Origin of the sequence: Xanthobacter autotrophicus, from assembly GCF_005871085.1 — a bacterium.
GTDB classification, from domain to species: Bacteria; Pseudomonadota; Alphaproteobacteria; order Rhizobiales; family Xanthobacteraceae; genus Xanthobacter; species Xanthobacter autotrophicus.
The window spans coordinates 528,077-551,791 of the sequence record NZ_VAUP01000015.1 but is presented as its reverse complement, the minus strand read 5'-3'; the positions used below and the strand labels follow the sequence as shown (position 1 = coordinate 551,791).

Here is a 23,715-nt window from a genome sequence, read left to right as displayed (position 1 = left end):
AGCGCCTCCGCGCAGGACCAGTAGGCCGGTCCGCCGCAGCCGCATCAAGGCTGGCGCTTCGCGCCACCGCTCACTCGGCTACGGCCTTGACCCAGCCGCGGCAGACCGGCAGGGGCTGGCCATCGCGTAAGGCGGAGTGTGGGCGACTTTCTAGTCTCGGCGAGTGAGGGAGAATGTCTGTGCGGTCGAAGCGCGGCAGCACCGGACATTCACGCGCGCGAGAAGCAGACCGTTAGCAGCAAGCGCGCTTCATGGCAGCAGACGATCGGCGTCCACCATCTCCTCAAACAAAGGCTTAGGCGCATTCCGCCTAGCCCACTGCCGCCCGAGGCGCTTCGGGGCCTTGGATGGCCTGTTGGACGCCACCCTCGCCCGCCCCCAGAAGGTTGACGAGGGTGCATGGTATGTCTCGCGCCCGAAACTTGCGGCGCAGGAACTCCGCCTGGGACAACTCGTGGGTTGTGAGCAGTACTTGGTAGCGCCGATCAAGAACGATGTTGCCAACGAAATCGGCGAACGCGGATGCATGGATTGCGTCGTTGTGTTGCAGGGGGTCGTCCAGAACCAACGCCTTCCAGCGCGACCACGGAAAGGTCAGGCTGGCGGCGCAGAGAAGGCTGACACCGAGGGCCGCCATCTGGCCTTCGCTGTGGACCAGCAGAGGGTTGATGCCGCCGCGATCCGTCGGGATCAGGTCGCCCTTCACCGCCGCTTGATTGACGGCGTTGCCGTCGATGCGAAACTCTACGCCGATCCGTGGATCACAAAGGATAGCGCGGTTGACTCGCACCATCAGCCGCGCGAGCGGCTGAATGTATTCGTCGTTGAAGGTGCTCAGCTCCCCCTCGATCGCTGTGCTGGCCTGAGCCGCAATCGCCTTGGTACGAGCAATCAGCGCCGACCGTTCGACCAGCGCCTTCAATTCGGCTGTTGACGCGGTGCGGATCTGCTCGCGGGTATGGTTGGCGGCGCCGTGAACATGCGCGCGAAGTCTCTCCAGCGCCTCCTTATGGGCGCCTTGCTTAGACCAAGCTGTGGCCGCCTCGCGCAAACGGGTCAGTTGCGCCCCGGCGTCGGCCAAGGCGTTTCGCCCTGACATGAGTGCCTGCTCCTCGCGGTCAATCGCCGCTTGCGCCGCGTCACCGAGTTCACCACCAAGACCTAAGGACGACCATTCCACGGACTGCGCGGCGTAGCGCGTGTCGAGCGTCCGAAGGGTCTGTCGAGTCTCGTCCCGCCGCGCCTCAAGCTCGACGCGCTCGAGCGTCAGCAGTGTCCCGAGTTGTTCGGCCGCGGCGAGTTCAGCTTGGACAGACACCTGCTGAACCCGCGCGCCGGCAGACGAGGTCTCGAGCCGGGTCACTTCCGCAGCCCGCGCTTCCAGGTTGGCTTTGTCCCCTCCGAACAAGGCCACTGAAATGCGGACGACGTCGGCCTCTAGCTGCGACCGGCGGCGGTCTCGATCCGCCTGTGCGCGGCCTTCCGCCTCGATGACCCGCACCGCCTCGTCGCGCTGCCGGACGGCGCTCTGGGTTGCAGCGGCGGCGTCGACCGCTCCCAACATCGCGCGCCAGCGCGACCGTCGCCGCAGTCTGCGCTCCAAGCTTTCAATCAACTGCGCTAGGGCGTCCGCAACGCGGGTGAGGTCGGCACTGTCAGCGACCCCCTCGGCCTCGGCTCTGCGCCGAAAGCCCTCTCTCTCGAGCCGTTCGGCCTCAAGCGCCGCCTCGGCTTCGTCGACGCGCGCCTTCGCCAGGCAAAGGTGGTTCCGTCGCGCGACTCGCTCACGATGTTGGGCGCTCGCCTGTTCGAGCTGCGCCTGTTGCTGACGGATAGCGGGCGCGAGACGATCAGCTGCGGCCTGGGCGCGGGCGCGCAACACCGAGGGATCCGGAAACTCGGTCGCACAGACTGGGCAACCGCAGGCTTCAGGACCGAGATTGGCGACTATCGTGCTCACTGCCTCGGTAATTTCATCAGCAGCTCCGGTCATGGTCGACAGCGCGGTCTGCAAGCCCTCTGCCACCGCAGCGGCCTGCGTCTCCGCGACCTCGGCAGCTTCGAGACGCGCCTCAAGGTCGGGGTACTCGGCGCGCAGGGCCGTCAGGGCGGAATGCAAATCGGTCAGTCGAAGGTCGGCGGACCGCAGGGTGTCGACAGCCTGCTTCTGCCGCACCACGCGCTCGATCTCTCCCGCGAGCGCGTCGCGCTCCGAGCCTAGGCGATTCTCGATCTGGCGACGGCGTTGGAGGCGGCCAATCTGCGTCTCAGCGGCCAGGCGCTGAGCGGTCGCCTGCGTCGCCACCAGTGACGCCGGTTGCGCCGCCAATTGCTGCAGCGCGATCTCAGCGTCCGATAGCTCTCGCAGGGAGGCTAGGCGCGCGCCTTCGGCAGCAAGCTGGGCGACTAGTGTCTCAAGTTTCGACCGGGCCGTTGCCGTACGCTCGCTCGCGTCCTCCGCTGCCTCGATCAGCGCCGCGAGCCGCGTCTCGGCGGCGCCAATGACCTGCTCTGCCGTCGATCGCTCCACCTGCAGACCCCGGCGTTCGGTCAAGAGCGCCTTGGCGCGCGCAAGGGCGAGCGATCGCTGTTCCACGGCTTGCCGCCCTTCAGCCAGGCGCGCGGCGAGCGCGATGGGTCCGACATCCGGGTCGGCTTGGGCATTTGACGGAACCGCTGCCTGGATTAACCCCACGATCGTGAGTCCAAGCGCCCGCCGCTGCCCGTCGTCGAGCGCGCCAGAGACCTGCGCATCAGCCCAGGCAGCCTGTTCTTGATCGAGCAGCAACCGCAGGGCCGCCGCTGCGGCGTCGACCTTGTCCTTCAGCGCCTTGAATGCCCGTGCAGGCCGGGTTGTGCCTGCGCCGTGAAGCGCCTTGGCGATTGCTTCAGGCCGTCGGCTTTGAGCGGCGTCCTTTAGAATGTCGAACAAGACTGGCCCATCCCGGTGCGCCAACCGGGGGAGGTTTGATTGCGACAGGAAATGGGTAAGCAGCAGATAGTGACCCAGATCGCCTACGGTCGCCTCCCAGTCTGGCGCCGTAAGGTACGCCGCAAGATCCTCATGACCCGAGAGCTTTGATGTTTTGGACTTGGGCGTCGCCAGCTCGCGCGTCAGCGTCACGCCATCGGAAAAGCCCATGACGACCGCCGTCGGCTCCGCCACCGGCTTGGTCCATCGACACAGGTAGCTCGCTCTGACGCGGCTCTTGTCGACCAGCCGAAACTGCTCGATCTGATCGGTGAGCAGCCACTCCATGCCTTGAAAGAGCGACGATTTTCCAAGGCCGTTGGAGCCCTGAACAATCATCACGCCGGGTTGCGGCGCCAACTCGACGTCAAGCGTCGCAAAGTTGCGAAAATGCTTCAAGCTCAACCGCGTTAGGAAGAGATCGTCGCTCATGGCTTCGGCTCCATCAACGCAACGAGCTTGGCTACGAGCACATCAGGATCGTCGGTAGTCTTATCGATCAATTGCTCCCAACGAGTTGCCATCGCAGGATCCAACCCGGCCGCAATCAGCGCGCTCCGAACCACGTGGCGATTATGGTCCAAGGGCGCATCGAGGACGGCGTCGTCGCCGTCCCATGGCCTCGCGAGGAAGGTGCGCGCGACAAATGCATCAAAGGATTTGTCCAAATCGTCCAAGGCCGGCACCCAAACTACCTTGCGGCAGACCGATTCATCGCGCTCGGCAATATCGACGATAGATTCCCAGTCGCCGACGCCAGATTCGGTAGCACAGAGAAACAGATGCGCGTTGATGACTTCCGCGGGACGCATATACGAGCGGGCGATGACCACTTGTCCGTGAAGCGCCTTGAGACGCGCAGTGAGCGCCGCCCGGTCGTTGAGCTGAAGCGTCGCCGCGAGCACCGGATAGGAGCCCAGCTGCAGCCCGACCACCTCACCCGACTTCACCGGCGAGATATCGTCATTACTACTTGGAAAGCTGCGGGCGGCATAGTCGTCCACTCGGGTCGCCGTGCGCCCAGCGCTCTTGGCGGCGTTAAGGACGCGATCGCAGAACTCACTAAGAGTCATGACTTGGTCACCTCCTCGAGGGACGCCTTCTGCCGCCTTCTCATAGCGGCGAACTCAGCCTCGACCGCAGCGGTCCACTCGCTGAGACTCGCCGCCAACCGCCGGCTCCAGGCCTTGCTATTCTGGATTAGGGCTGGCTTGACCCGGCGGGCGGCTCTGAGACTGCCAGAGGCCGCGTCGGCACCGAGACGGTCGAACGGCTCGACGATATCGACTTCGCTCGTGCCGGCCAGGATGAGCGCTTCGACACCCCACTGCTCCGCATCCGAGCGGTCTCGCAGTTCTTCATTGGCAAGCGATCGACAACCGCTGCCGAGGGCCACCCCCCGGTCAACGAGTTCAAGGTTGCCGCGACCCGGGGACGCCGGATGTAGCTTTTCCCCAAGATGGGTGGCCAACATATATACCAGCGCAGCCACGAGGTCGGCGGTGGCCACGTGATCGCCGCTCCATGGCGTGCGGCCGTGGGGGTCAACGCTGTAGAGCCATCGCAGAAAGCTGGAACATAGGACAGGGTTTGCCACGAGCTCCGTTCGCCAAGTCATCCAGGTCGCGCTCAAGGCCCCGGCGATTTCGGGGCTGAGGACGCCGACGCCGGGGACCTTCGAGGTTGCGACAACCGACACCAGACCCCGATCCAACAACCGAAGCAGGCACAAGTCGATGGTTCTGTCCAAGTTGACAACCGGCAGGGCCACCGGACGATAGCTGATGACCGGAGGAGGTTGGGCCGTGATGTGCGCCGACAGCTTAGACCAGTCGTGTTGAACAGTAGCGTCGGCCGACAAGGTAATGCGACCGGCGCTGGCTGCCGCCAAGCGAACGAGCGCTTCGGCCTCCGGGAACTCCGAAGGCGAGCAAACCAGGTGAATTTCGTACGGATCTCCGCGTTCGCAGCGCTCCGCGATATCCGCCAGGCTCACTCGCCCTTTTTCAAACAGCCGCTTTGAGGCCTCATCGACCCCGACCAACACCGTGGCTTCGCCCCGGGCGGCGGCGTTCGTCTGGTCCGCGGCCGCAGGCCCTTGAACCAAGGCGCTGATCCGCCGCTCGTCGAAGAACTTGAACGTCTGCGGATCCAGGCGCGGCGGGACGCCAAGCTCAGGTTTGTTACGGAGGGTAATCTTCAAGTGGGCTAGATAGGCGTCGTATTGCACCTTCGCGCACGCGTACCGGGCCGCGGTCTCTGGACCATGACGCAGGATGGCGTGATCCGCGACCACCGTTCCCGGCCCGCCCGTTTTGAAGGCGACGCTCCGCTCTTTCACTTCCACCGTGATCGACTCGACGGTACCTCGGGTTAGGTTAACGGGTCGGCCGGCGTCCGTCGCCGCTTCGAGGACGGCATATGCGAGCACCTGATTGAGACGCGCAGCGCGGCCAAAAGCGAAAACCGGCCCCGAGCTGTTGAGGGTCAGCCGGCGATCCATCCGCAGGCGGGTTTGCAGCCATGCGGAGACTTCCGCTGCTGCGAGCGCCGGGCGAATATGTGTATCGAACGCGCTCTTCAGGTCGCTGTCCAGAGTCTGCCCTGCGAATGCCGCCTCTGCAGCGCGCGTTAGCGCGTCTCCATTGAACCGGCCCAGCACCTCTTCCGCGAAGGCGACATGCTGAAAGTCGTCGATCAGCAATGACATCAGGTCGGTGAGCCCGCCGTCGCCCGTGCCGCTCAGAAGATAGGTGACTTCGGGTGCGGCCTCGATCGCTGCGGCACTGAGGTTGCCGGGACTCCAGTAGCCAAGAGTTTCTGCGCCTGGCAGGACAGCCTCTTCGCCAAAACCCATCGCCAGGACGACCTTGGAAAAGAACACCAGATCGGCCGTACCAGCGAAGGTAAGCTCCCACCCGTGTTTGCCTGCGGCCACCGATTCCAACGTGCCTGGTTTGGAAACCAAGCTCGACTTCAAATGGACTTGGGCCGCCTCAAACTCCTTTTTCAGACGCTTGATGACTTCGCCAGCTGGGTCAGCCGACCAGTCTAGGATCGGCAGGCCAGCGCGGAGGTCTAGAGATCCTAGATCCGGCCATTCATAAACATGAGGGTGAAGCAGCCGAGGAGAAGCGCTTTGCAGCTGAAAGGCGCCGCCGGAGTTCGAGTAATGGATGACCTCGGCCCCCGCCAAGGCGAAGGCCATGGCAACTGTCGTCCCTGCAGCGCCAGCACCAACAACAGCGACCTTCTCTTTTGACTTGAGCTTACCGGTCGCCGTGAGCGCGTGGACAAGCCGCAGGGCCCTGACCTGCTGAGAGTAAAACGTAATGCGACTTTGACGAGGCCCGAGAAAGTAGAGGCCGTCGTGCGCCGGGTCCCGGCACAGATCGAGCCAGCTCTCAAAGTCGGGAGCACTAGGGGGAATCATGAGGCCCGGATCTGAAAGGAGAATTCCTACGCCCCTCCGGCATAATGCAGGGTTGAGCGGAGGCGCAAGTCGGGTCGGATACTACCGCTATCGTTCGGCGGCGCGCAACGACTGCGCAGCTGCTTCGAAGCCGATCCCGCAGTAAGGCGCGAGGTGGCCGACGAGGTCCCGCCTATCGGACCTTCCGAACTCGCTGATGGGTCAAGTTCAGAGCTATCCGCCAGAGCGCTCGTTCACCCAGTTTTCCTGAAACGCATCTGCGCCGCCTCTCCCAGGTATTTTCGCGACGCGGTACGCCGCAGCTGTACGGCGTAGAATTGGACTGTTTGCCAATTGAGGGATCCCCGCGATCCTGCGTGCATGCACCCGTCACGCCCTCCTAGCCGGCAGAAATCAGCAGCCCAGCCGGGCAGCAATGCGCCACGGCAATTGGCATGCAAGGCTCTTATAGCTTTCCCCATTAGCCCCGACCGCGGTGCTGGCACCGTTCGAAATGTCTGCCAAAGCCTTGCAACGCCGGACTCAGGCGAGCATGATTCGGATGCACTGCATGTCACCGACGACTGGCCATCATCCATCCCGGTCACTCCTTACGAAGTCGACGTGATCGAAGCCTTTCTCAGGTGGGAGATTGATACGCTCCTTAGGTGACGGTGCTGTCGCGCTCGACCAGAAGGGAGACGACCGGACAATGAACGTCACCTCGCCGATCACCAGCCGCGCCGCGCTTTATCTCCGGGTTTCGACCACACGGCAGGCCGACGTTGACCTCTCCATCCCAGACCAGCGCCTCCAGACCGCCGCCTACTGCGAACGGCAGGGCTGGCCCGTTGTCGCGGAGTATGTGGAGCCGGGCGCCTCGGCCATGGACGATAGCCGGCACGAATTTCAGCGTATGATCGAGCGGGCCTGCGACGATGATCGTCCCTTCGACGTCATCGTAGTCCACAGCTTCAGCCGCTTCTTCCGCGATGCCTTTGGGCTGGAGATGTACATCCGCCGTCTCGCGAAGCACGGCGTGCGGCTCATCTCCATCACCCAGGAACTTGGCGATGATCCGGCTCAGGTCATGATGCGGCAGGTCATCGCCCTGTTCGATGAGTACCAGTCCCGGGAGAACGCCAAGCATGTGCTGAGAGCCATGAAGGAGAATGCCCGGCAGGGTTTCTATAACGGCTCCCGCCTTCCGCTTGGCTTCACCCTCGAAGAGGTTGAGAAGCGGGGCCATCGCGTCAAGAAACGGATCGTCGTCGATCCCGTCGAAGCCGAGCTCGTGCGGCTGATGTTCGGTCTCTACCTTCAGGGAGATGGCGCATCGGGCCCCATGGGCATCAAGGAGATTACCAAGCATCTCAACGCCAAAGGCTATCGCACCCGCCTCGGAGCCCGCTATGGCGTCGGCACCATCCACGGGATCCTGACCAATCCCGTTTATGTCGGAGAGTGGAGCTTCAACAAGCGAAGCTCCAAGACCGGTCAGGTAAAGCCGCAGCGCGAAGTTATCCCGATCGCCGTGCCGGCCATCCTTGAGCGCCGAACCTTCGACAGGGTGCAGAAGGCGCTCAGGGCCAAGAGTCCGCACAACAGCCCGCCACGTGTCATCTCAGGTCCGATCCTGCTGACGGGGCTGGCCTACTGCGCCCGTTGCGGCAGCGCCATGACGCTGCGCACCGGCACATCGAAAAGCGGCAGGGTCTATCGCTACTACAGTTGCTCCACCTCCGGCCGGGTCGGCAAGTCTGCCTGTAAGGGGCAAGCGGTGCCGATGGAGAAGCTCGACCATCTCGTGACACGCCATGTGGCCGAACGCGTGCTGATACCCGAGCGGCTTGAGGCGCTGCTGCAGTCCGTCGTCGACCGGCGGGTGAAAGCCGATGCCGAGGTTCAGGCGCGGCTCGACGAACTCTCTCGCGAACGGACGACCGCGGAAGACAAGCTCCGGCGGCTCTACCAGCTCGTCGCCGACGGCATCGCAGAACCAGACGACATGCTCAAGGAGCAAATCGCCAAGCTCAAGGCAGATCGGGAACGCGCGCACTCAGCGCTGGAGCGGATCGAGAATCAGGGCGCAGCCGCAAGCCGGCTTGATGCGGACAAGCTAGCCCGCTTCGGGCAGCTCATGCGCTTAAACATTACGAATGGCGAGGTACCGTTCCGCAAAGCCTACTTGCGCTCGCTGATCGACGCCGTCGAAGTCGACCCACACGTCGTTCGCATCCACGGATCAAGGACGGTGCTGGAGAGAGCCGTACTCGCCGACCGAGCCACCCAGCCGGGTGTTCGCGGTTTTGTACGGAAGTGGCGCGCCCTAGGGGAGTCGAACCCCTCTCTCCACCGTGAAAGGGTGGCGTCCTAACCGATAGACGAAGGGCGCGCGTCGCTTCGGTTCACAGGAGCGATCCGAAGTGCGCGTCCTTATAGGGGGAGGCCCATGCGTCCGCAAGGGTCGCATGGGAGATTTCCAAAGCCGACTTCCGGCGGCATCGGCAAGCGGCGCCAAAGTCTGCCCAAACGGGGCCGCTCGTTCTCGCGCGGCTTCAGCTCACCACTTGCCGGTGTTGGCCATGGAGGCCCAGGGCTCGGCCGGAGGCTTGGGGCCACCCTTCTGCAGCAGCTCCACCGAGACGTTGTCGGGCGAGCGGACGAAGGCCATGTAGCCGTCGCGCGGGGGCCGGTTGATGGTGACGCCGCCCGCCAGCAGGCGCTCGCAGGTGGCGTAGATGTCCTCCACCTCGAAGGCGAGATGGCCGAAATTGCGGCCCTCGCCATAGGGTTCGGGATCCCAATTGTAGGTCAGTTCGATCTCCGCCACGTCCTCCTGGCCGGGAGCGGCGAGGAAGACGAGGGTATAACGCCCCTGCGGCACCTCCTTGCGGCGGACCTCCTTCAGCCCCAGCTTGTTGCAGAAGAAATCCAGCGACTGGTCGATGTCGGTCACGCGGACCATGGTGTGCAAAAAGCGCATTGGCGTTCTCGTCGTTTGGAGGGAGCGCGGCGCTCCGGATGGGGATAGGGTCGCCGCCGGCCGGTGAAGCCGGCGCCGTTGGGGCAAGTGGAGGGCGCCGGTGCTGGCGCTGCTGAGGTATGATCTTTGACACCGATCTCAAGGGTGCGCAGGCACGCCTGACCGAACTTCTCGATCAGGCGTCCTGCGCCGTCGCCTTTACCGGCGCCGGCCTCTCGACAGAATGCGGCATTCCCGATTTCCGTTCCCCGGGCGGGCTGTGGGCCCAGAACAAACCGATCCCGTTCGATGTCTTCGTCGCCCACAAGGCGGCGCGGAACGAGGCGTGGCGGCGCAAGTTCGCCATGGAGGAGGCCTTTGCCTCCGCCCGTCCCGGCCGTGGCCACCGGGCGCTCGCGTGGCTCCACGGACGCGGGCGGCTTAAAGGCATCATCACCCAGAACATCGACGGTCTGCACCAGACCTCCGGCGTGCCCGATGCAGCTCTGATCGAACTGCATGGTAATGGGACCTATGCCACCTGCCTTGAGTGCGGCACGCGCTATGAGCTGGAGTGGGTGAAGGAGCGGTTCGAAGCATCCGGTGGCTCCGCCCCCGATTGCCCGGCCTGCGACGGCCCCGTGAAGGCGGCCACCGTCTCCTTCGGCCAGGCCATGCCCGAGGCCGAGATGGCACGGGCGGACGAACTGACCCGGCAGTGCGACCTGTTCATCGTCATCGGCTCGTCCCTGGTGGTGTTTCCGGCGGCCGGATTTCCGCTGAAGGCCAAGAAGAAGGGTGCACGGCTGGTGATCCTCAACCGCGAGCCCACGGATTTCGACGAAATGGCCGATCTTGTGGTGCGGGCCGAGATTGGCGACCTGCTCGCGCCCTTTGCGCAGGACGCATGACGCCGCAGGCTCTCGCGGAACGATGCCGCGAGCGAAGAGGCGCGTGAAGAGGGTGGGCGAAGCCCTGGCGAGTTGCTATCCTGACAGCGGCGCGGCAAAGCGTGCGCGGCCGCGTGTAAGGTCGGGGTGGTCATGGGGTCTGACGCACTGGGGCTGGGGCCACGGACCGCCGGCTCTTCGGAGGACGGACACGAGGAGCCCGAGGGGCTCGTCGAGGTCATCGGCTCCATCAAATGGTTCGATGCCTCCAAGGGCTACGGGTTCATCGTCCCGGACGACGGCGGCCCCGACGTGCTCGTTCATGTCACCTGCCTGCGGCGCGACGGGTTCCAGACCGCCATGGAAGGCGCCCGCGTGGTCTGCGAGGCGGTGCAGCGGGCCAAGGGCCGACAGGCTTCCCGTGTGCTCTCCCTCGACCTGAGCACCGCGATCCATACCGCGCCGCCCCAGCCGCGCACCCGCACCATGGTGGAGCCGAAAAGCGACTTCGAGCCCGCCACCGTGAAATGGTTCAACCGCCTGCGCGGTTTTGGCTTCCTCACCCAGGGGGAGGGGACGCCGGACATCTTCGTCCACATGGAGACGCTGCGCCGCCACGGCCTCACCGAGCTGCGACCGGGCCAGACGGTGATGGTGCGCTACGGCGACGGCGACAAGGGCCTCATGGCCGCCGAAGTGAAGGCCGATACCGGTCCCAGCGGGAACACCTGATCATGCCATTCGCCATTTTGAAGACAGGCGCGCGCCCCGCGCCGGGAGAGAGCCGCCTTTTGGGCCGACGGATTGCTGGCAGAGTGATTCTGGCGCTCGCCTTTGCCATGTCCATTGCCCCCCTTGCACCCGCGTGGGCGGAGCCAGCCCCGGCGGCGCAGGCGGCGAGCCTCGAGGCGCTGGAGATCGCGTCGTCCAAGGGCGTGGTGACCTTCGAGGTGGAGGTGGCCCGCACCGACGAGCAGCGCACCACCGGCCTCATGTATCGCAAGTCGCTGGGCGAGCGGGCGGGCATGCTGTTCGATTTCAAGGTGGACCAGCCCGTCTACATGTGGATGAAGAACACCTACATCCCCCTCGACATGCTGTTCATCCGGGCGGACGGGAGCATCGCCCGCATCGCCGTCATGACCACTCCGCTCTCCACCGAGACCATCTCCTCCGGCGAGCCGGTGCGGGCGGTGCTGGAGATCGCAGGCGGCCAGGCCCGCAAGCTCGGCATCAAGGCCGGCGACCGGGTGGCGCATCCGGTCTTTTCCGGAAAATAGGTGGCGCGCGCCGCCTGCTGGCGGGGAGCCTAGAGCGTTTTCCGCTCGCCCGAGCTCACGGAAGTTGCTCTAGAGCTTTGTGTTCACGTGTTTTCTTCACGCGAACCGGTACTCACTTCGCTGGAAAACGCTCTAAGACAGCGTCAGATAGCCCACTGCCCCGCCGGCGAGGATAAGCAGCGCCGGGTTGATCTTCGGCCCGAAATACAGGAGCGCGAACACCGCGATGGCCAGCAGCGTCGTCTCGGTGCCGGTTATGGCGGTGCGGGCGATGGCGATCATGCCCGCCGCCATGAGCCCCACCACGATGGGCGCCAGCGCATTCTGCAAGGCAAGCCGCCAAGGCGACCCCTCGAAGTGATTCCACAGGCGGGACGCGCCCAGGGCGAGGGTGGAGGCCGGCAGGAAGAATCCGGCGAAGGCGATGAGCGCCCCCGGTGTTCCCGCCACGTGATAGCCGATGACGATTACCATCAACATGTTCGGGCCCGGCGCCACCTGGCCGAGGGCGTAGATGTCGCGGAACTGGCCGTCGGTGATCCAATGGTGAGCCTCCACCGTGAGCTGCTTCATCTCCGGCAGCACCGCCGTGCCACCGCCGATGGCCAGCAACGACAGCAGGGAGAAGACGCCGAGCAGGCTCAGGTCCGAATTGGACTGGCTCATGGTGCTTCCTCCTCGGGGATCTTGGGACGGTCGTCGCTGCGCGGCCGGTAGATGAACAGGGCGAGCGGCAGCACGGTCAGCAGCACCGCCAGTAGGGAGATGTGCAGGAAGCTCACCATCACCACGGTGATCACCACCAGCGCGAGTTCAGTGAAGTGCTCCAGCTGCTTGTGACCGATTTGCAGGGTCACCGCGGCGAGCAGCCCGACGGACGCCGCTCCGATGCCGGCCAGCACGCTGTGCATGGCCGGGTTGCCGTGATTGGAGGCGTAGAAGACGCCGAGCGCGAACACCAGGAGGCCCCCAGGTAGGGTCATGCCCAGGAAGCCGGCGATGGCGCCAACGGGGCCGCGCAACCGGTCGCCGACGATGACGCTCATGTTGGTGGCGTTGAGGCCGGGCAGGGCCTGGGAGATTTCGAGGGCGGTCATGAACTGCTCCTCGTCGAGCCAGCCTTTGGAAATCACGAGGGCGTTGCGCAGATAGGCGACCACGCCACCGCCGAAGCTGGTGGCGCCGATGACGAGGAAGGTCAGAAAAATCTCGGAGATGGAAACCCGCGCGGCGCCGGGTGCGGCCGGCGGCGCGGCTTCGGGTGAGAGGGATGGCTGTGGTGCGCTCATGGCGGCTCCGGCGCGATGCGGCAGGGCGAGGGCAGGGAGGTCGGGCCGGCAGGGGCGTGTCAGGCGCCCCTGCCCAGGGTCATTCGCTGTGCGCGACCTGCTTTGCGCCGATGCCGTAGACCATGGCGGTCTTGGTGGTGCCGAGCTGGACCCATTCCGGTGCGAGCGTTTGCACGTCGCGGAAAAAGTCCTCGGACAGCCGCTTGGCCTTCTGGTGGACCTCGTCGTAGTGCTGGAACTTCGCCTGGAAGGCGAACTCGCCCACCAGCGAGGTTTCCGAGGCGCGGTTACGCCAGATGGCGATGGTGGCCTTGGCGTCGAAGCCGTGGCCGAAATCGAAGTGGCCAGGGTCTACCTGGATCTCTTCCACCGCCATGTTGTTCACGAGATCGATCTTGGTGTCGCCGTCCACGTCCGCCCGGGCCATGACCGGGAACACGGTGATGATGTCCCTCAGCCCCTGGTTGAGGACCACGCCCGGCGAGATCACGATGCAATTGTGGGAATAAAGCGAGCGCATGCCGCCGAGCCCGTCCTTGAGCGGCAGGATCTCCTCCTTGAACTTCACCTCTACCTGGCCGACGATTCGCGGCACCATGTCCACGGTCGTGCAGGTGTCACGGTCGGGGCTGCGGTATTTGACGGCAAGCTCATGTTCCGGGCGCGGCCAGCCGTCGTCGTAGAAGGTGCGCTTGCGCAGGATGAACGAGTTTTTGTAGAGGTCGTAATTGGGCGTGTCGTAGAAGAGGACTTCGCGCACCATGCGTTGAAATGCGTTCTCATTGGTCTTGACGCCAACGCCATGCTTCTTCGCGACGTTCTTCACCTCGTTCCAATAGTCCTCGAACCTTTTCGGCGCGTAGAACTGCTCGGGTCGCAGGAGGATTTTGTATTCCCGATAATGGATGTCCTGCATGGGGAACCGTGCCGCGTAAGTTGGTGAAAACGGGAGACGTGAGCGATCCCGGCTCGCACGCGGAAGGAATCTGGAGCCAGTTTCAGCAGCTTCCGTCCGGTTGATGGAGAAGTCCACTCCCCCGGCAGCCTGTCGCCAGCCCATGCACGCGCCCGTCCCTGCTGCCGTAAGGTTATTGTGATGGTTCCGCAACAGTGCGTGGTTTTTAATCGGGATGACACTCTCGCGAACGTGAACCCTGTGGCTGATGCCCAAATTGTGAGCTATGTAGATTCTTGCTTCGGCTTCAAGGACCCGGTGCCGGGATGGCCGGATATCCTCGAAGGTCTCGGGCGGCATTGAGCGGGTGAACCCCGCGCCGCCAAGGTCGTGACACGCTGCCGCAGCATTCCCCGCCGCAAGCGCGTGCTCTCCGGTTGTCATCCGGGGTGCAGAAGCAAAGTCGCGTCCGCTTCATTGCGGGCGGTCCGCTGCAGCAGCCGCAAGGGGGCTCGACCCTCCTTCGGACGATAAGAGTCCGGCGCAAAAGCGCCTGAGGAAGCGCCAGCGAAGAGCCCACCGGTGGGACCCGGAGAAGGGCTCACGCCTTTCGGAGGAAAACATGACGACATTCGCAAGAATGGCGGCAGCAGGACTGTTGTCCCTTGCCGCACTCGTGCCCGCGCATGCGGGATCGGTTACTCAGCCTGGTGAAACGGTCGGTCTCGCAGTCGGTGCCCCCCTTCCAGAGGGCGCCTATTTCGTGAATACGGCCGATTGGGGGTGCCGTAACACCTCTCCGGAGTCCACCTGCGTGGGTGTGACCATCCCGGTTCTGGCCTGGGCGACGCCGGTCTTCCTGTTCGGCGGGCGCGTCCAGTTGCTCACCGCCTTGCCGATGATCGAGGTGAACGTCGACAACGGGCCATCGACGTCCGGCTTCTACAATCCCTTCTTTGCCGGCCAGATCGCCTGGGATCTTGGAAACGGGTTCGGCTTCAGCTATCTGGCCGGGTTCTATCTGGGTGTGAACACCGGGGTGGCCTTCGATTCCACCTCTTTCAACCAACGCTTCGCCGTGAGCTATACGGCGGACGGCTGGAATCTCACCGCCAATGCCATCTGGGGCATCCAGGCGCAGGGCGTGACCGACACCATCAATCCCAACTTCCTGAACGTGGATCTCACCGCCACCAAGAAGTTCGGCAAGTTCGAGATCGGGCCGGTGGCCTATTACTCGACGGATCTCAATAATCCGACCGCCTTCTACCAGAAGCAGAGCCAGTTCGCGGTCGGCGGCCTTGTCGGCTACGACTTCGGGCCGGTGATCGCGCAGGCTTATCTCACCACCGACGTCTACCAGCAGAATTATGGTGGTAACGACACCCGGGTCTGGGGTCGCGTCATCGTACCGCTGTGGAATCCCCCGCCGACGCAGACCGCCCTGCTCCACAAGTAAACGCGACCCGGCCGGCAGGGGGGCGCCGGCCGGGTTCCCGGTTTAAGGATGGATCCTGGGTTACGGCTGCGCCACCGCCTTGCCGGCGGCGGTGAAGAAGGATTCGGAGTACCAGCGCATCTCGGCCTCGATCTCCGGCTTGCCGGCAAGTTCGCACTGGTCAACCAGCATGCTCACCCGCTCGAACATGGAGGCGACGAACGCTTCCGGTCGGTCCTGCTGGCCGGCGATCTGGATCACGATGTCCCGCAGAATGAAATGCTGCACCATAGTATGGGCCTGGGCGGTACCCAGCGCCTTGATCATCGAGCTCAGCCACTCGGTCAGCTCGGCATCGGACGCCATCTGAAAATCCCCGTTGAAGAGCAAACACAATCGTTCAAATCGGTCGGCGCGCCCCGAAAAGGAGAGAGACCGGCGGTGCCTCAGCTTTCGGCGCGCCAGCTGCGGAAATCAAGCGGGACGCGCCGCGAGCAGGGTTCGTCCGCTTGGGCAACCTTGCGTCGTCCGCGCCGAAACGATACGAACAGCGCAGGCGACAACGCCGTCGGAGCATAGCGCAGCCTGGTAGCGCATCTGCTTTGGGAGCACGTGCGCTGCATCACTTAAGTCGCTGCTTCCCCTTCACATTTTCCGCGTCGTCGGCATCATCTCGGTGATTTACTCGGGACTTTGACACGGCCTCCATGGCGGCGCGCAGGTCCTCGTCCTGGGCGTGGGCGTACTTGGCCGTTGTGGCGATGTCCTCGTGGCGGAGCAGGCGCTGGACCAGTTTGAGGTTGCCGCCCTCGCGCAGCAGGCGGGTGGCCGCGGTGTGGCGGGTGTCATGCAGGCGGAAGTCATCGACGGCCGGAGCGCCCTGGCGGCGCCATGTGGTTTTCAACCCCTCATAGGTGATCGGGTAGCGCTTGCCCTTCTCGATCATGCGGTGCGTCTTCTGGATCGTTCGCGACCTCTGGGCGACGTAGGTAAAAACGTGTTCGGGGTGGTGCCCGCTGAGGGGCCACAGGATGCTGCGTAGCTCGGATGTGAGCGGGATCACGTCCGGCTTGTCGCCCTTGCCCATGATCGAGATGGTGCGGGCTCCCCAATCGATATCCTTCCATTTCAGGGCCACCACCTCCTTCAGGCGGCATCCGGATACGACGAAGAATCCAAGGGCCGGGAGGTAGTCGTCTCGTATCGCCTGGTTGAGGGCCGTCTCTTCGTGCTCGCGCAGCTCGCGCACCCGTTCCTTGGGTTCGGGCAGAAGGTGCATTCCCCACGCGACCTTTCCAACCGGGACATCCCACGCGTCCCGCGCGCGGTTCATGATGCGCCGCAGCGGCTCGGTGACGGTTCGGTTGACGGTGGCGTTGGAGATCGGGCGCTTGGCGCGCGCATTCTTCTTCGGCAAGAGCGGCGGTTGTCCGCGACGCTTTGCCACAAGCTCTGCAACAAGGGCGTTTCCGAAGTCCGTCAGGCGTCGGTTCCCGGCATGCAGGACCAGCCATTCCAGCGAGCGCTTGAAGGTGACGCCGGCCTGTCCACGGTAATATTTCCCTCGCTCCAGCCAGAACCGGCCGGCGGCATCATCCAGCGTCAGGTTTTCACCCGGCGTAACCCCTGACGCGATCAGCGCCCTGGCTTCGTCTCGTCGGTCTTTCTCATACTGTTTAGCTTCTGGCTTCGTTCCGCGGCCAGTAGAGCCGAAAAAGCGACGACCTTTGAGCTGGAAGTCGTAATGGTAGAACGGGCTGTCCCCGCGCTTGTAGACGGACATTGGTCAATGCTCCGGCGCCGGGCGACAAATGCGGCGATGTCGTCCGGATGGTACAGGCGCCGTTGGCGCACCCTCCCCAGCCCGACCGAGATGTACGCTATCTCCCCGCGGCGGGTCAGCTCAAGCAGGGTGCGGGGGCAGACCCCGATCTGCGCGGCCGCCTGATCGACGGTGAGGAGCTTGCTCATCATCCCTCCCGCCCGTCGTGCTCGGCGAGGGCGGAGAGGTTGTGACGCTCGACGAACCTTACCGTCTTCAAGAACTCTTCTCGCCATAGGCCCTTCAGAACGTCTCCGGTTTCGGTCGTCCACTTCTTGAGCCACTGCACGTCGGTTAGCGTGTCGATAGCCTCGGTCTTCGCGGGTTCCGGGGGCGGGGCGGGCGAGATGACGCGGACGGCGCGCAGCTTCCGTTCAGGGCAGCAGCCCACGTAGCCGTTGGCCTGCATGGTGCGAAGGTCGCCCTCCGGCCGATACGAGAGGCGCCCGCACGACATGCACTCCCAAGCCTCGCGCCCGTCCACCACCCCACGCAGGAGCGCAGCGAGCGCGCGGGCTTCGGCATCGTGAAAGCAAAGGATGATCGGTAGGATGGATTCGATGCTGTCTGACGCGAGTTCGTGGGTGATGTCGTCTGCCACTCTGAGCGCCAGCGCGGCGGTGTCGATGGTCTCGGTCATCACTTCCCCCGTCCGATTGGTTCGCCCGTGGCTTCGGCCCGCGCCTTGTTCACAATGGCGGTGAGCGCCTGCACGATTTCCGCTTCCGGCCGTCCAAGCCCCCGGAGGGCCACAGACAGGTCGTAGAGCCGTTCAGCGACACGGAGGGGGTTGATGCCGTGGCGCTCCCAAAACCAGCGCTCATTGCCTTCGTGCTGCTCGCGGTGCTTCTCGGCCGAGAGCGGGACAGTCCAGCAATCGGACGGCTTGGCCCCAACACCGGCGTTGCGCTTGCCCATCGCCGCGTCGGACATCCGGATGTGTGCCGCCTCGATGCGCTCCCGAGACCCAGTGACGAGGCACGGCAGCTTTCGGATAAGCGCCAGGTGCGCAGGGTCTTCCTGACGGCCACGCTCCCTTGCCGGCTTTCTGGCGCGGTCGGGATGCGCTGTCTTTTGGGGTATCGGCGGCCAGCCACCTTCGGGGACGATGCGGAGCGCCATCATGCGGCCCTCGCACTCAGCCGCTCGGCGAGGCCGCCGAGGTCCCATTCATTGAGGAACGCCGCAAAGGCCGCCATGTCCGGCTCTTGCGCGCCGAGGTGTGCGAGTGCCAGAGGCACAGGCACGGCGGTGTCGAGCGTGGCCAGCGAGCGGCTGATGCGGGCGCTTGCGGCGTGATCGGCCACCTTGGCCGCCTGCTTCTCCTTCCGGGCGGTGCCCGCGGCGATGATGTCTTCGAGGCTGCCGTGCCGGCTGACGAGTTCGGCGGCACGTTTGGCGCCGATGCCGGGAACGCCGGGGATGTTGTCGGTGGTGTCGCCCGCGAGGGCGAGCAGGTCGAGGACGCCAGCCGGCGGCACGCCGAAGCGCTCAAGCACCTCGGCCTCACGCATCGTCCTTCCCTTGCTGGCGTCGTAGAGGCAAACGCCCGTCCGATCGTCCACCAGCTGAGCGAGGTCCTTGTCGCCGGTGGCTATGGTGACGCCGGCGCCCGACGCGACGGCCTTGCGGGTGTAGGTGGCGATCAGGTCATCGGCCTCGTAGCCGGCAAGCTCTACGGAAGGGATCGGCAGAGCGGCACAGGCGGCGCGGACCGGCTTGAACTGCCGCTTGATGTCGTCCGGCGGCTCATTTCGGTTCGCCTTGTAGGAGGCGAGGATGTCGTGACGCCAGTTCCGCCGCCCGGCATCGAAAATCACGGCGCGGTGCGATGCCGGCGGTACGGCGGACGTTTCGTGAAGGAGCGTCCACATCATCCAGCAGAAGCCGGAGATGGCGCCCACAGGGTGCCTGTCGCTGCGCCGTGTGACAGGAGGAGCACCATAGAAAGCCCTCCAGAGGAAGGATGAGCCGTCGATCAGCAGCACATGGTCGTCGGCCTGGATTGGGCGAAATGTCACCGGCGGCCTCCCATGATGTCGGCATAGCTGACCCCGCACATGCGCAGGACCTCGGCGAGAAGCCGGTCGCGGGACATGTCGGGCAGGTGGTGGGTGATGAGGAGCAGGATCGCCTCGTCGAGGAAGGACCGGAACTCGTCCACCTTCATCGCCGCGATCGACCGCGGCACGACCTGCATCCTGCCGTCGGTAAACTGGAAGGCCTCGATGCGATTAAGCTTCACCAGCAGTTCGGTGGCGAGCGAGCGCTTGTCGATGCCCAGCGCGTTGCCGGCATGGGTCATCAGCGCCCAGAAGAAGCGGTTCGCCTTGCCCGATTTGTTCGGCATGGAAACGCAGAGCTGCGTCCCCATGGGAATGGCCGAGGCATCGTCGGCGTCCTGTGGGAATGCCGGGACGAAGCCGCGCGGGGTCTTCTCCAGCAGGAAGGTGTCAGCCATGGCTCATCCCTTCCGGCAGAGTTCGGCGAGGCGACGCTCATAGAGCGCGGCGGCGAGCTCCCGGTCCGCCTTCGACCAGGCGTTGATGTCGTCTTCCTCGAAGGTCCACGTGTTTTCGAGCGCCGTCGGGTTCTGACACTTGCCGAGCTCGGCCCAGAGGGTGACGAGGTGGGGAGCCATGTTGGGGAAGGGCGCCGGGGAGGGAGCGCGGTCAGGGCGGGGCGCTCCCTCCTCGGGGCTGGACGCGCGTTCTTCACGCGCGGGGGCGCTCGCCACCGAGGGGGGAGGCGGGGCGGGCGCTTTCTGGGCGAGGCCGGCCGGAGCGCTGGGGCTGTTCAGCACCCTATCGCGGACCTCGGGTGTGGTGACCCTGTCGAGGGGGGAAGGCAGGTCAACGTGGGGATCAAGCGGGGCGAGTGCCGCCGGCGCCGGCGGGGCAGGGGCCTTCTTCTGCTCGGTGGCGGGCGGCGGCGGAGCGGTCGGCGGTGTCACGTCGCGGATCTCGACCTGCTCTTCCTCCAGTTCCTCGCGAAGGTAGAGGCCGCCGAGCACGTCGGCGAAGCCGTCGCGCAGCGCGAAGGCGCGGGCGCGCATCTTCATCATCCGCTCCGGGAAGCGGTGCCAGGGCGCATCGTTCAGCGTCTCATAAGGGTTGCCGTCCTGGCGGCGGCGTGTCACCTTTTCCCGCGTGTCCCAAAGGCGAGCGCGCTTCGCATCGGCGACGCTGAAGGAACCGACGACCGGCTGGGGGTCGCCCTTGCGCTTCACGGTGCAGGTGGCCACGCGATCGTCGCCCTCGCCGATGATCTCCTCCTTGATCGTCTCGGCGAGCCCCGACGCACGCACCAGTGCGATGGCAAGGTCACCCCAGATCGTGGGGCGGCCGTTGATGACGGCGATTCGTTGCAAGGCCGTCATCGGGGGCACACCGAGTTCGAGACCCGTCATGATGGCGATGGCGACAGCCTGGACATTCTTGAGGCCCGTCGGCGCCAGTCCCGAGCGGTGAACCGCGTCCGCGAGGTGGAAAACCTCACCCATGGTCTGCGGGACCATGGCGCGGATCGCAGTGGACTGGACGTTGATCGGTGCAAGCGCGTTCATGGGAGCCTCCTCAGGCCGCGACCTGCTTGGTGGTGACGGTCACGCCGGGCGGGGTGACCCCGGCCGAGATGTTGCGGCGGGCGAGCTTCAGCAGAACCTCCTTGAGGTCGGCGGGCGCGTCGTTCATGCCGGCATAGAAGGCGGCGAGGGCGGGCAGGTCGGTGATGACGATGTCCGTCACGGTGCGCAGGGAGACCTTGGCGCCCGTCCGGCCGGCGCCGGTGCGCTGGACCTCGGCGGCCTTGGCCGTCTCGATCGCGCGGGCCTGCACCTCTTCCGCCTGGGCTGCGGCGGCTTCGTCGCCGGCCTGTGCCGCGGCGGCGAGCCGGGTGGCTTCTTCCTGCTGGCGTCGGGCTTCCTCCGCAGCCTGCCGGGCGCGCTCCTGCTCCTCGGCGCGTAGCTTCTCTAGCCACGGCGTGATGTGGCTTTTCAGGCGACGCACGAGTGTCTCGGCGTCCTGACGCCAGCGCCATTTCTCATCCACGAGCCGGCCGGCTTCGAGGTGGGGCGCTTTCTCGGCCTGGAAGGCCTTGTCTGCGCGGTTCTTGAGATCGCCGATGCGCTTCGACCAGACCGCGACTTGGTCGGCGGCTTCCTGAGCTTCGATAGGCTTGGACAGGAACTTGTCGGCCAGCTCTTTCTCGCCCAGCAACTCAAGGCGCATGGCCTCGGCGGCATCGAGGTCGCCGCTGTTGTCGCCAGCGACGGCGCGCGGGTTCTCGATCACATCGGGCGGAGAAGCGGTTACGGGCGCAACCGGCGCGTCGTCAGGCCAGCCCTTGCCGTCCATGAAGTCCTGATAGGCTTCATAGGCGACCGGCTTCTTCGCCGCCCACGGCCACACAGAGGTCACTTCTACCGACGTGCCGTTGAGCAGGGCCTGGACCGCACCGGTCTCCTGGTCGCGCCAGATCGCGACGGGGTGCAGTTCGCCGCTCTTCCGCTTGACCCGGTAGAAGCCGGAATTGGGCTCGGCATCGTGGATTGCGACGGGTTCACCTGCGAGGGAGGCGCGCCAGGCGGAATATTGGTCAGACATCACGGTCTCCGATAGCCCGCACCGGGATGCGCGGGACATCTCCGTGGGGGTGGTTGTGAGGGTCGAGGGCGTCGGCCCGCCGGCGGCTCGCGCTCACGCGGCCAGCCGCATGGTGGGCGAGCACACCGAGCGCGATCAGGACGGCGCCAAGGCAGGCGATGGCGATGAGCGCGCGCATGTCAGGCGGCACCCGGCCATTCGCCGCCGGCGAGGCCGGCGAGAATGTCGTCGTTGATCCGCTCCACGCGTGCGGTGTCGATCGCCATTTCGAGACCGGCAAAGATCTCGGCCGAGGAGAACCCCGCACCCTGCAGGAGCTGCATCACGGCGGCTTCGTCGCCAAGGTCGACGGCGCAGCGGGTCAATTCTCGCGCCATGAGCACCACTCGCTCGGAAAACGTGACCATGACCACCTCACTCATCGCCGGACGCGCGCCGCAGCGCCGCGTCGTGGGGAAAGCCGAGCGTCCGGAACAAGTCGTACCGGGCGCGGTGCGCGCAGAAGGCCGCTTCTTGTTGGCTGGAGACCGCCATGGCAGCCCAGGCCCTTCGGAACCTGCGGAGGAAGGCCGGGAGCATCAGGCCCCCTTTCGCTTGCTGCCGCCGACGCGCCCGGCCCCCGAGGCGAGGGCGCGGTCGCGCGAAAAGGAGCGCTTCTCCGCCTTGACGGACAGGCCGCCCTTGCGGCCGCTCTCGGCGGCGAGCGACCGATCCTGCGAGAAGGACCGCTTCTCGGGCGGGACCGAACTGCCGCCCATGCGGGCGATCTCGCGCTGCTTTTCCGGTGACATGGCCGCGAAGCCGCGGCGGGACTTGGTGCGGGTCGGTTCCATCAGGCGCTCCAAGGTGCGAAGACCGCAGCGGCGAACCGGCTGGGCATGGTGAAGAGGTCGGCGGCGACGTAGGCCGTCGTGGCGGATGCGAGCGCGGCCCCGAGGATGACGGCGCCGACGTAGGGCGAGACTGGGCACCACGGCAGCGGGATCTTCGGGATGCGCCGGTCTTCGAGGTTCACGACCTCGGCAGGGGAGGGGACAGCCGCCGGCTCCGGCGAGGGAACACCTTGGGCCGGCGGCTGTGGCGCCGCCTGGGGGCGTGCGGCGGCGCGTCTGGAATTGAAGAGGCTGGGGAAGCGCAGCACGGTCATTCTGCGGCCTCGGAAAAGGTCTCCAGCACGGCAGGCGCGGCCGGCCGGATCGCAGCATTGATCGCGTCGCACAGCCGGCGGGCGAGGTCTTCATCGCCAAGGTGCACGCTGATTTCATTGCATCCGGACTGGTCGAATTCGATATGCAGGACGGACGGAACGGACTTTCCGACCCTGGCTTCGTAAGGCCGGCCAAAGATCGTGAAGTTGAAGCTGGCAAATTCGCGAGTGCTCATGCGGCCCTCCCTTGGGCGTGGGTGACGATCCCGTGCCGGGCACACGTGGCCGAAAGCTCGGCGCGGGCGTCAGCGGTGATGGGAACGAGCCGGGCGAGCAGCCGTGTGGGGCCCGCTTCGGGATGGGTGGGGTGCCGCCGACGCATCTCGGCAAGCGCCGCATCCAGCCCAACGGAATGGACGAGGTCGACGAAGATCGTCGCGAAGGCGTCGCTGTAGGAGCGGCTGTGCCAGTAGACCGGAAGGCCGGTTTCGTGAGCCCGGATCGCGGCGTCGAGCGAGATGCTGTCGATGGCGCTCGGATCGGTCATCAACGCGTGGATCGCGGCTTTAGCGGCAGCAGTGTCCATGATCCCCTCCCGTTGAAGAGGAGCGGCCCGGGGCCGCTCCGGTTGCTCAGCCCGGCCGCTTCACGTCATCGACGAGGTGGGCCTGCTTGCCGGTGATCCGGCGGGTGCGGCCCGCGCGGTAATCGCGCATGACCGAGGCGGAGGCGGAGCCGGCCCAATAGGCCTCGAATGGCGTCTGGGCAGAAGCGAGAGCGGCCTGATATTCGGCCTCACGTGCCATCATCCGGTCCATGCCGGAGAGCAGGGCGTCCACTTCAGCTTCGGGGATGGTCGCCTCGTGGCTGGCCTTGAGCACCGCGATCCAGCCCTTGCCGGGCTCGGAACCCAGCTCGATCTTCGATCCGTCGCTGTAGGTGCGGGTGTAGGTCATGTCGGTGTCCCCTCGGTTGATGAGAGGATAATAGGAATAATCCTAT

General features: G+C 65.3%; 26 protein-coding genes, 1 tRNA gene and 2 pseudogenes. 5 read left to right on the top strand and 24 right to left on the bottom strand.

Annotated features, from left to right (window positions below; genetic code table 11):
• Nucleotides 1-310: 310 nt before the first annotated feature.
• The 3 genes from FBQ73_RS07375 to FBQ73_RS07365 form a co-directional block, all read right to left on the bottom strand.
• A complete protein-coding gene (locus FBQ73_RS07375) occupies nt 311-3,403 on the bottom strand; it encodes an AAA family ATPase (protein ID WP_138398818.1) in 3,093 nt (1,030 codons plus the stop codon).
• Complete coding sequence (locus FBQ73_RS07370; protein WP_138398817.1) at nt 3,400-3,975, bottom strand: ABC-three component system middle component 1; 576 nt, start codon at nt 3,973-3,975, stop codon at nt 3,400-3,402. Before FBQ73_RS07370 ends, FBQ73_RS07375 begins: the two co-directional genes overlap by 4 nt.
• Before the next feature lie 65 nt (nt 3,976-4,040).
• Nucleotides 4,041-6,179, bottom strand: a complete 2,139-nt coding sequence (locus FBQ73_RS07365; protein WP_138398816.1) for an ABC-three component system protein — start codon at nt 6,177-6,179, stop codon at nt 4,041-4,043.
• A gap of 916 nt (nt 6,180-7,095) precedes the next feature.
• Between FBQ73_RS07365 and FBQ73_RS23460 the strand changes: the two are divergent.
• Nucleotides 7,096-8,145, top strand: a pseudogene (locus FBQ73_RS23460) (recombinase family protein); the annotation flags it as partial.
• Nucleotides 8,146-8,703: 558 nt separating this feature from the next.
• Here the strand turns inward: FBQ73_RS23460 and FBQ73_RS07350 are convergent.
• Nucleotides 8,704-8,778 (bottom strand) — tRNA-Glu (locus FBQ73_RS07350).
• 168 nt (nt 8,779-8,946) lie between these two features.
• Entirely contained in the window at nt 8,947-9,369 is a 423-nt protein-coding gene (locus FBQ73_RS07345) for a VOC family protein (RefSeq protein ID WP_138398814.1), read from the bottom strand.
• Between the two features lie 119 nt (nt 9,370-9,488).
• Between FBQ73_RS07345 and FBQ73_RS07340 the strand changes: the two genes are divergently transcribed.
• From FBQ73_RS07340 to FBQ73_RS07330, 3 genes are all read left to right on the top strand, one after another.
• Complete coding sequence (locus tag FBQ73_RS07340) at nt 9,489-10,259, top strand: SIR2 family NAD-dependent protein deacylase (protein ID WP_138398813.1); 771 nt, start codon at nt 9,489-9,491, stop codon at nt 10,257-10,259.
• Nucleotides 10,260-10,391: 132 nt separating this feature from the next.
• Complete coding sequence (locus FBQ73_RS07335; RefSeq protein ID WP_138398812.1) at nt 10,392-10,970, top strand: cold-shock protein; 579 nt, start codon at nt 10,392-10,394, stop codon at nt 10,968-10,970.
• 107 nt (nt 10,971-11,077) lie between these two features.
• On the top strand, nt 11,078-11,518 hold the full coding sequence (locus tag FBQ73_RS07330) for a DUF192 domain-containing protein (RefSeq protein ID WP_138399028.1): 441 nt from the start codon (nt 11,078-11,080) through the stop codon (nt 11,516-11,518).
• 132 nt (nt 11,519-11,650) lie between these two features.
• On the opposite strand, the gene FBQ73_RS07325 is transcribed toward FBQ73_RS07330, so the two are convergent.
• The 3 genes from FBQ73_RS07325 to FBQ73_RS07315 form a co-directional block, all read right to left on the bottom strand.
• Nucleotides 11,651-12,184, bottom strand: a complete 534-nt coding sequence (locus FBQ73_RS07325; protein ID WP_138398811.1) for a chromate transporter — start codon at nt 12,182-12,184, stop codon at nt 11,651-11,653.
• Nucleotides 12,181-12,807 carry a chromate transporter gene (locus tag FBQ73_RS07320; protein ID WP_138398810.1) on the bottom strand — a complete coding sequence of 209 codons (627 nt, stop codon included), beginning with the start codon at nt 12,805-12,807 and terminating at the stop codon, nt 12,181-12,183. Before FBQ73_RS07320 ends, FBQ73_RS07325 begins: the two co-directional genes overlap by 4 nt.
• Before the next feature lie 79 nt (nt 12,808-12,886).
• Nucleotides 12,887-13,723, bottom strand: coding sequence for a hypothetical protein (locus FBQ73_RS07315; protein ID WP_138398809.1), 837 nt, complete (start codon nt 13,721-13,723; stop codon nt 12,887-12,889).
• A 793-nt stretch (nt 13,724-14,516) separates the two neighbouring features.
• On the opposite strand from FBQ73_RS07315, the gene FBQ73_RS07310 reads away from it, so the two are divergent.
• On the top strand, nt 14,517-15,161 hold the full coding sequence (locus FBQ73_RS07310) for a transporter (protein WP_246089608.1): 645 nt from the start codon (nt 14,517-14,519) through the stop codon (nt 15,159-15,161).
• Nucleotides 15,162-15,221: 60 nt separating this feature from the next.
• On the opposite strand, the gene FBQ73_RS07305 is transcribed toward FBQ73_RS07310, so the two are convergent.
• The 16 genes and pseudogenes from FBQ73_RS07305 to FBQ73_RS07230 form a co-directional block, all read right to left on the bottom strand.
• Complete coding sequence (locus tag FBQ73_RS07305) at nt 15,222-15,506, bottom strand: hypothetical protein (protein WP_138398807.1); 285 nt, start codon at nt 15,504-15,506, stop codon at nt 15,222-15,224.
• A 256-nt stretch (nt 15,507-15,762) separates the two neighbouring features.
• Complete coding sequence (locus FBQ73_RS07300; protein ID WP_138398806.1) at nt 15,763-16,923, bottom strand: tyrosine-type recombinase/integrase; 1,161 nt, start codon at nt 16,921-16,923, stop codon at nt 15,763-15,765.
• Nucleotides 16,924-16,946: 23 nt separating this feature from the next.
• Nucleotides 16,947-17,111 (bottom strand): annotated as a pseudogene (locus FBQ73_RS23495) (helix-turn-helix domain-containing protein); the annotation flags it as partial.
• Entirely contained in the window at nt 17,111-17,602 is a 492-nt protein-coding gene (locus tag FBQ73_RS07290) for a hypothetical protein (RefSeq protein ID WP_138398804.1), read from the bottom strand. The pseudogene FBQ73_RS23495 and the gene FBQ73_RS07290, both read right to left, overlap by 1 nt.
• Entirely contained in the window at nt 17,602-18,087 is a 486-nt protein-coding gene (locus FBQ73_RS07285) for a DUF968 domain-containing protein (RefSeq protein ID WP_246089607.1), read from the bottom strand. The genes FBQ73_RS07290 and FBQ73_RS07285 overlap by 1 nt, the downstream gene beginning before the upstream one ends.
• Nucleotides 18,084-18,950, bottom strand: a complete 867-nt coding sequence (locus tag FBQ73_RS07280; protein ID WP_170218778.1) for a 5'-3' exonuclease — start codon at nt 18,948-18,950, stop codon at nt 18,084-18,086. Before FBQ73_RS07280 ends, FBQ73_RS07285 begins: the two co-directional genes overlap by 4 nt.
• Before the next feature lie 29 nt (nt 18,951-18,979).
• Nucleotides 18,980-19,423 (bottom strand): hypothetical protein, encoded by a 444-nt coding sequence (locus tag FBQ73_RS07275; protein WP_138398802.1) that lies wholly within the window; start codon nt 19,421-19,423, stop codon nt 18,980-18,982.
• A gap of 3 nt (nt 19,424-19,426) precedes the next feature.
• Nucleotides 19,427-20,527 (bottom strand): recombinase RecT, encoded by a 1,101-nt coding sequence (locus FBQ73_RS07270; protein ID WP_138398801.1) that lies wholly within the window; start codon nt 20,525-20,527, stop codon nt 19,427-19,429.
• Nucleotides 20,528-20,537: 10 nt separating this feature from the next.
• The gene (locus FBQ73_RS07265) at nt 20,538-21,566 is read right to left on the bottom strand and encodes a hypothetical protein (RefSeq protein ID WP_138398800.1); all 1,029 of its coding nucleotides are present in this window, start codon (nt 21,564-21,566) and stop codon (nt 20,538-20,540) included.
• Nucleotides 21,559-21,756, bottom strand: coding sequence for a hypothetical protein (locus FBQ73_RS07260; RefSeq protein ID WP_170218777.1), 198 nt, complete (start codon nt 21,754-21,756; stop codon nt 21,559-21,561). Before FBQ73_RS07260 ends, FBQ73_RS07265 begins: the two co-directional genes overlap by 8 nt.
• On the bottom strand, nt 21,746-21,973 hold the full coding sequence (locus FBQ73_RS07255; protein WP_138398798.1) for a hypothetical protein: 228 nt from the start codon (nt 21,971-21,973) through the stop codon (nt 21,746-21,748). The genes FBQ73_RS07260 and FBQ73_RS07255 overlap by 11 nt, the downstream gene beginning before the upstream one ends.
• A gap of 171 nt (nt 21,974-22,144) precedes the next feature.
• A complete protein-coding gene (locus FBQ73_RS07250) occupies nt 22,145-22,399 on the bottom strand; it encodes a con-10 family general stress protein (RefSeq protein ID WP_138398797.1) in 255 nt (84 codons plus the stop codon).
• Complete coding sequence (locus FBQ73_RS07245) at nt 22,399-22,713, bottom strand: hypothetical protein (protein WP_138398796.1); 315 nt, start codon at nt 22,711-22,713, stop codon at nt 22,399-22,401. The genes FBQ73_RS07250 and FBQ73_RS07245 overlap by 1 nt, the downstream gene beginning before the upstream one ends.
• A complete protein-coding gene (locus FBQ73_RS07240; RefSeq protein WP_138398795.1) occupies nt 22,710-22,949 on the bottom strand; it encodes a hypothetical protein in 240 nt (79 codons plus the stop codon). Before FBQ73_RS07240 ends, FBQ73_RS07245 begins: the two co-directional genes overlap by 4 nt.
• A complete protein-coding gene (locus tag FBQ73_RS07235; protein WP_138398794.1) occupies nt 22,946-23,299 on the bottom strand; it encodes a hypothetical protein in 354 nt (117 codons plus the stop codon). Before FBQ73_RS07235 ends, FBQ73_RS07240 begins: the two co-directional genes overlap by 4 nt.
• Nucleotides 23,300-23,345: 46 nt before the next feature.
• Nucleotides 23,346-23,669, bottom strand: a complete 324-nt coding sequence (locus FBQ73_RS07230; protein WP_138398793.1) for a hypothetical protein — start codon at nt 23,667-23,669, stop codon at nt 23,346-23,348.
• Between the last annotated feature and the right edge of the window lie 46 nt (nt 23,670-23,715).

What these genes read in the sequence shown, in the direction of transcription:
- FBQ73_RS07300 (WP_138398806.1), bottom strand. Translation starts at nt 16,923, where the DNA reads ATGTCCGTCTACAAGCGCGGGGACAGCCCGTTCTACCATTACGACTTC.
- FBQ73_RS07275 (WP_138398802.1), bottom strand. Translation starts at nt 19,423, where the DNA reads ATGGCTGACACCTTCCTGCTGGAGAAGACCCCGCGCGGCTTCGTCCCG.
- FBQ73_RS07285 (WP_246089607.1), bottom strand. Translation starts at nt 18,087, where the DNA reads ATGATGGCGCTCCGCATCGTCCCCGAAGGTGGCTGGCCGCCGATACCC.
- FBQ73_RS07270 (WP_138398801.1), bottom strand. Translation starts at nt 20,527, where the DNA reads ATGAACGCGCTTGCACCGATCAACGTCCAGTCCACTGCGATCCGCGCC.
- FBQ73_RS07255 (WP_138398798.1), bottom strand. Translation starts at nt 21,973, where the DNA reads ATGGTCACGTTTTCCGAGCGAGTGGTGCTCATGGCGCGAGAATTGACC.
- FBQ73_RS07320 (WP_138398810.1), bottom strand. Translation starts at nt 12,807, where the DNA reads ATGAGCGCACCACAGCCATCCCTCTCACCCGAAGCCGCGCCGCCGGCC.
- FBQ73_RS07335 (WP_138398812.1), top strand. Translation starts at nt 10,392, where the DNA reads ATGGGGTCTGACGCACTGGGGCTGGGGCCACGGACCGCCGGCTCTTCG.
- FBQ73_RS07305 (WP_138398807.1), bottom strand. Translation starts at nt 15,506, where the DNA reads ATGGCGTCCGATGCCGAGCTGACCGAGTGGCTGAGCTCGATGATCAAG.
- FBQ73_RS07365 (WP_138398816.1), bottom strand. Translation starts at nt 6,179, where the DNA reads ATGGCCTTCGCCTTGGCGGGGGCCGAGGTCATCCATTACTCGAACTCC.
- FBQ73_RS07250 (WP_138398797.1), bottom strand. Translation starts at nt 22,399, where the DNA reads ATGGAACCGACCCGCACCAAGTCCCGCCGCGGCTTCGCGGCCATGTCA.
- FBQ73_RS07290 (WP_138398804.1), bottom strand. Translation starts at nt 17,602, where the DNA reads ATGACCGAGACCATCGACACCGCCGCGCTGGCGCTCAGAGTGGCAGAC.
- FBQ73_RS07340 (WP_138398813.1), top strand. Translation starts at nt 9,489, where the DNA reads ATGATCTTTGACACCGATCTCAAGGGTGCGCAGGCACGCCTGACCGAA.
- FBQ73_RS07345 (WP_138398814.1), bottom strand. Translation starts at nt 9,369, where the DNA reads ATGCGCTTTTTGCACACCATGGTCCGCGTGACCGACATCGACCAGTCG.
- FBQ73_RS07245 (WP_138398796.1), bottom strand. Translation starts at nt 22,713, where the DNA reads ATGACCGTGCTGCGCTTCCCCAGCCTCTTCAATTCCAGACGCGCCGCC.
- FBQ73_RS07325 (WP_138398811.1), bottom strand. Translation starts at nt 12,184, where the DNA reads ATGAGCCAGTCCAATTCGGACCTGAGCCTGCTCGGCGTCTTCTCCCTG.
- FBQ73_RS07230 (WP_138398793.1), bottom strand. Translation starts at nt 23,669, where the DNA reads ATGACCTACACCCGCACCTACAGCGACGGATCGAAGATCGAGCTGGGT.
- FBQ73_RS07375 (WP_138398818.1), bottom strand. Translation starts at nt 3,403, where the DNA reads ATGAGCGACGATCTCTTCCTAACGCGGTTGAGCTTGAAGCATTTTCGC.
- FBQ73_RS07315 (WP_138398809.1), bottom strand. Translation starts at nt 13,723, where the DNA reads ATGCAGGACATCCATTATCGGGAATACAAAATCCTCCTGCGACCCGAG.
- FBQ73_RS07240 (WP_138398795.1), bottom strand. Translation starts at nt 22,949, where the DNA reads ATGAGCACTCGCGAATTTGCCAGCTTCAACTTCACGATCTTTGGCCGG.
- FBQ73_RS07330 (WP_138399028.1), top strand. Translation starts at nt 11,078, where the DNA reads ATGTCCATTGCCCCCCTTGCACCCGCGTGGGCGGAGCCAGCCCCGGCG.
- FBQ73_RS07265 (WP_138398800.1), bottom strand. Translation starts at nt 21,566, where the DNA reads ATGTCTGACCAATATTCCGCCTGGCGCGCCTCCCTCGCAGGTGAACCC.
- FBQ73_RS07235 (WP_138398794.1), bottom strand. Translation starts at nt 23,299, where the DNA reads ATGGACACTGCTGCCGCTAAAGCCGCGATCCACGCGTTGATGACCGAT.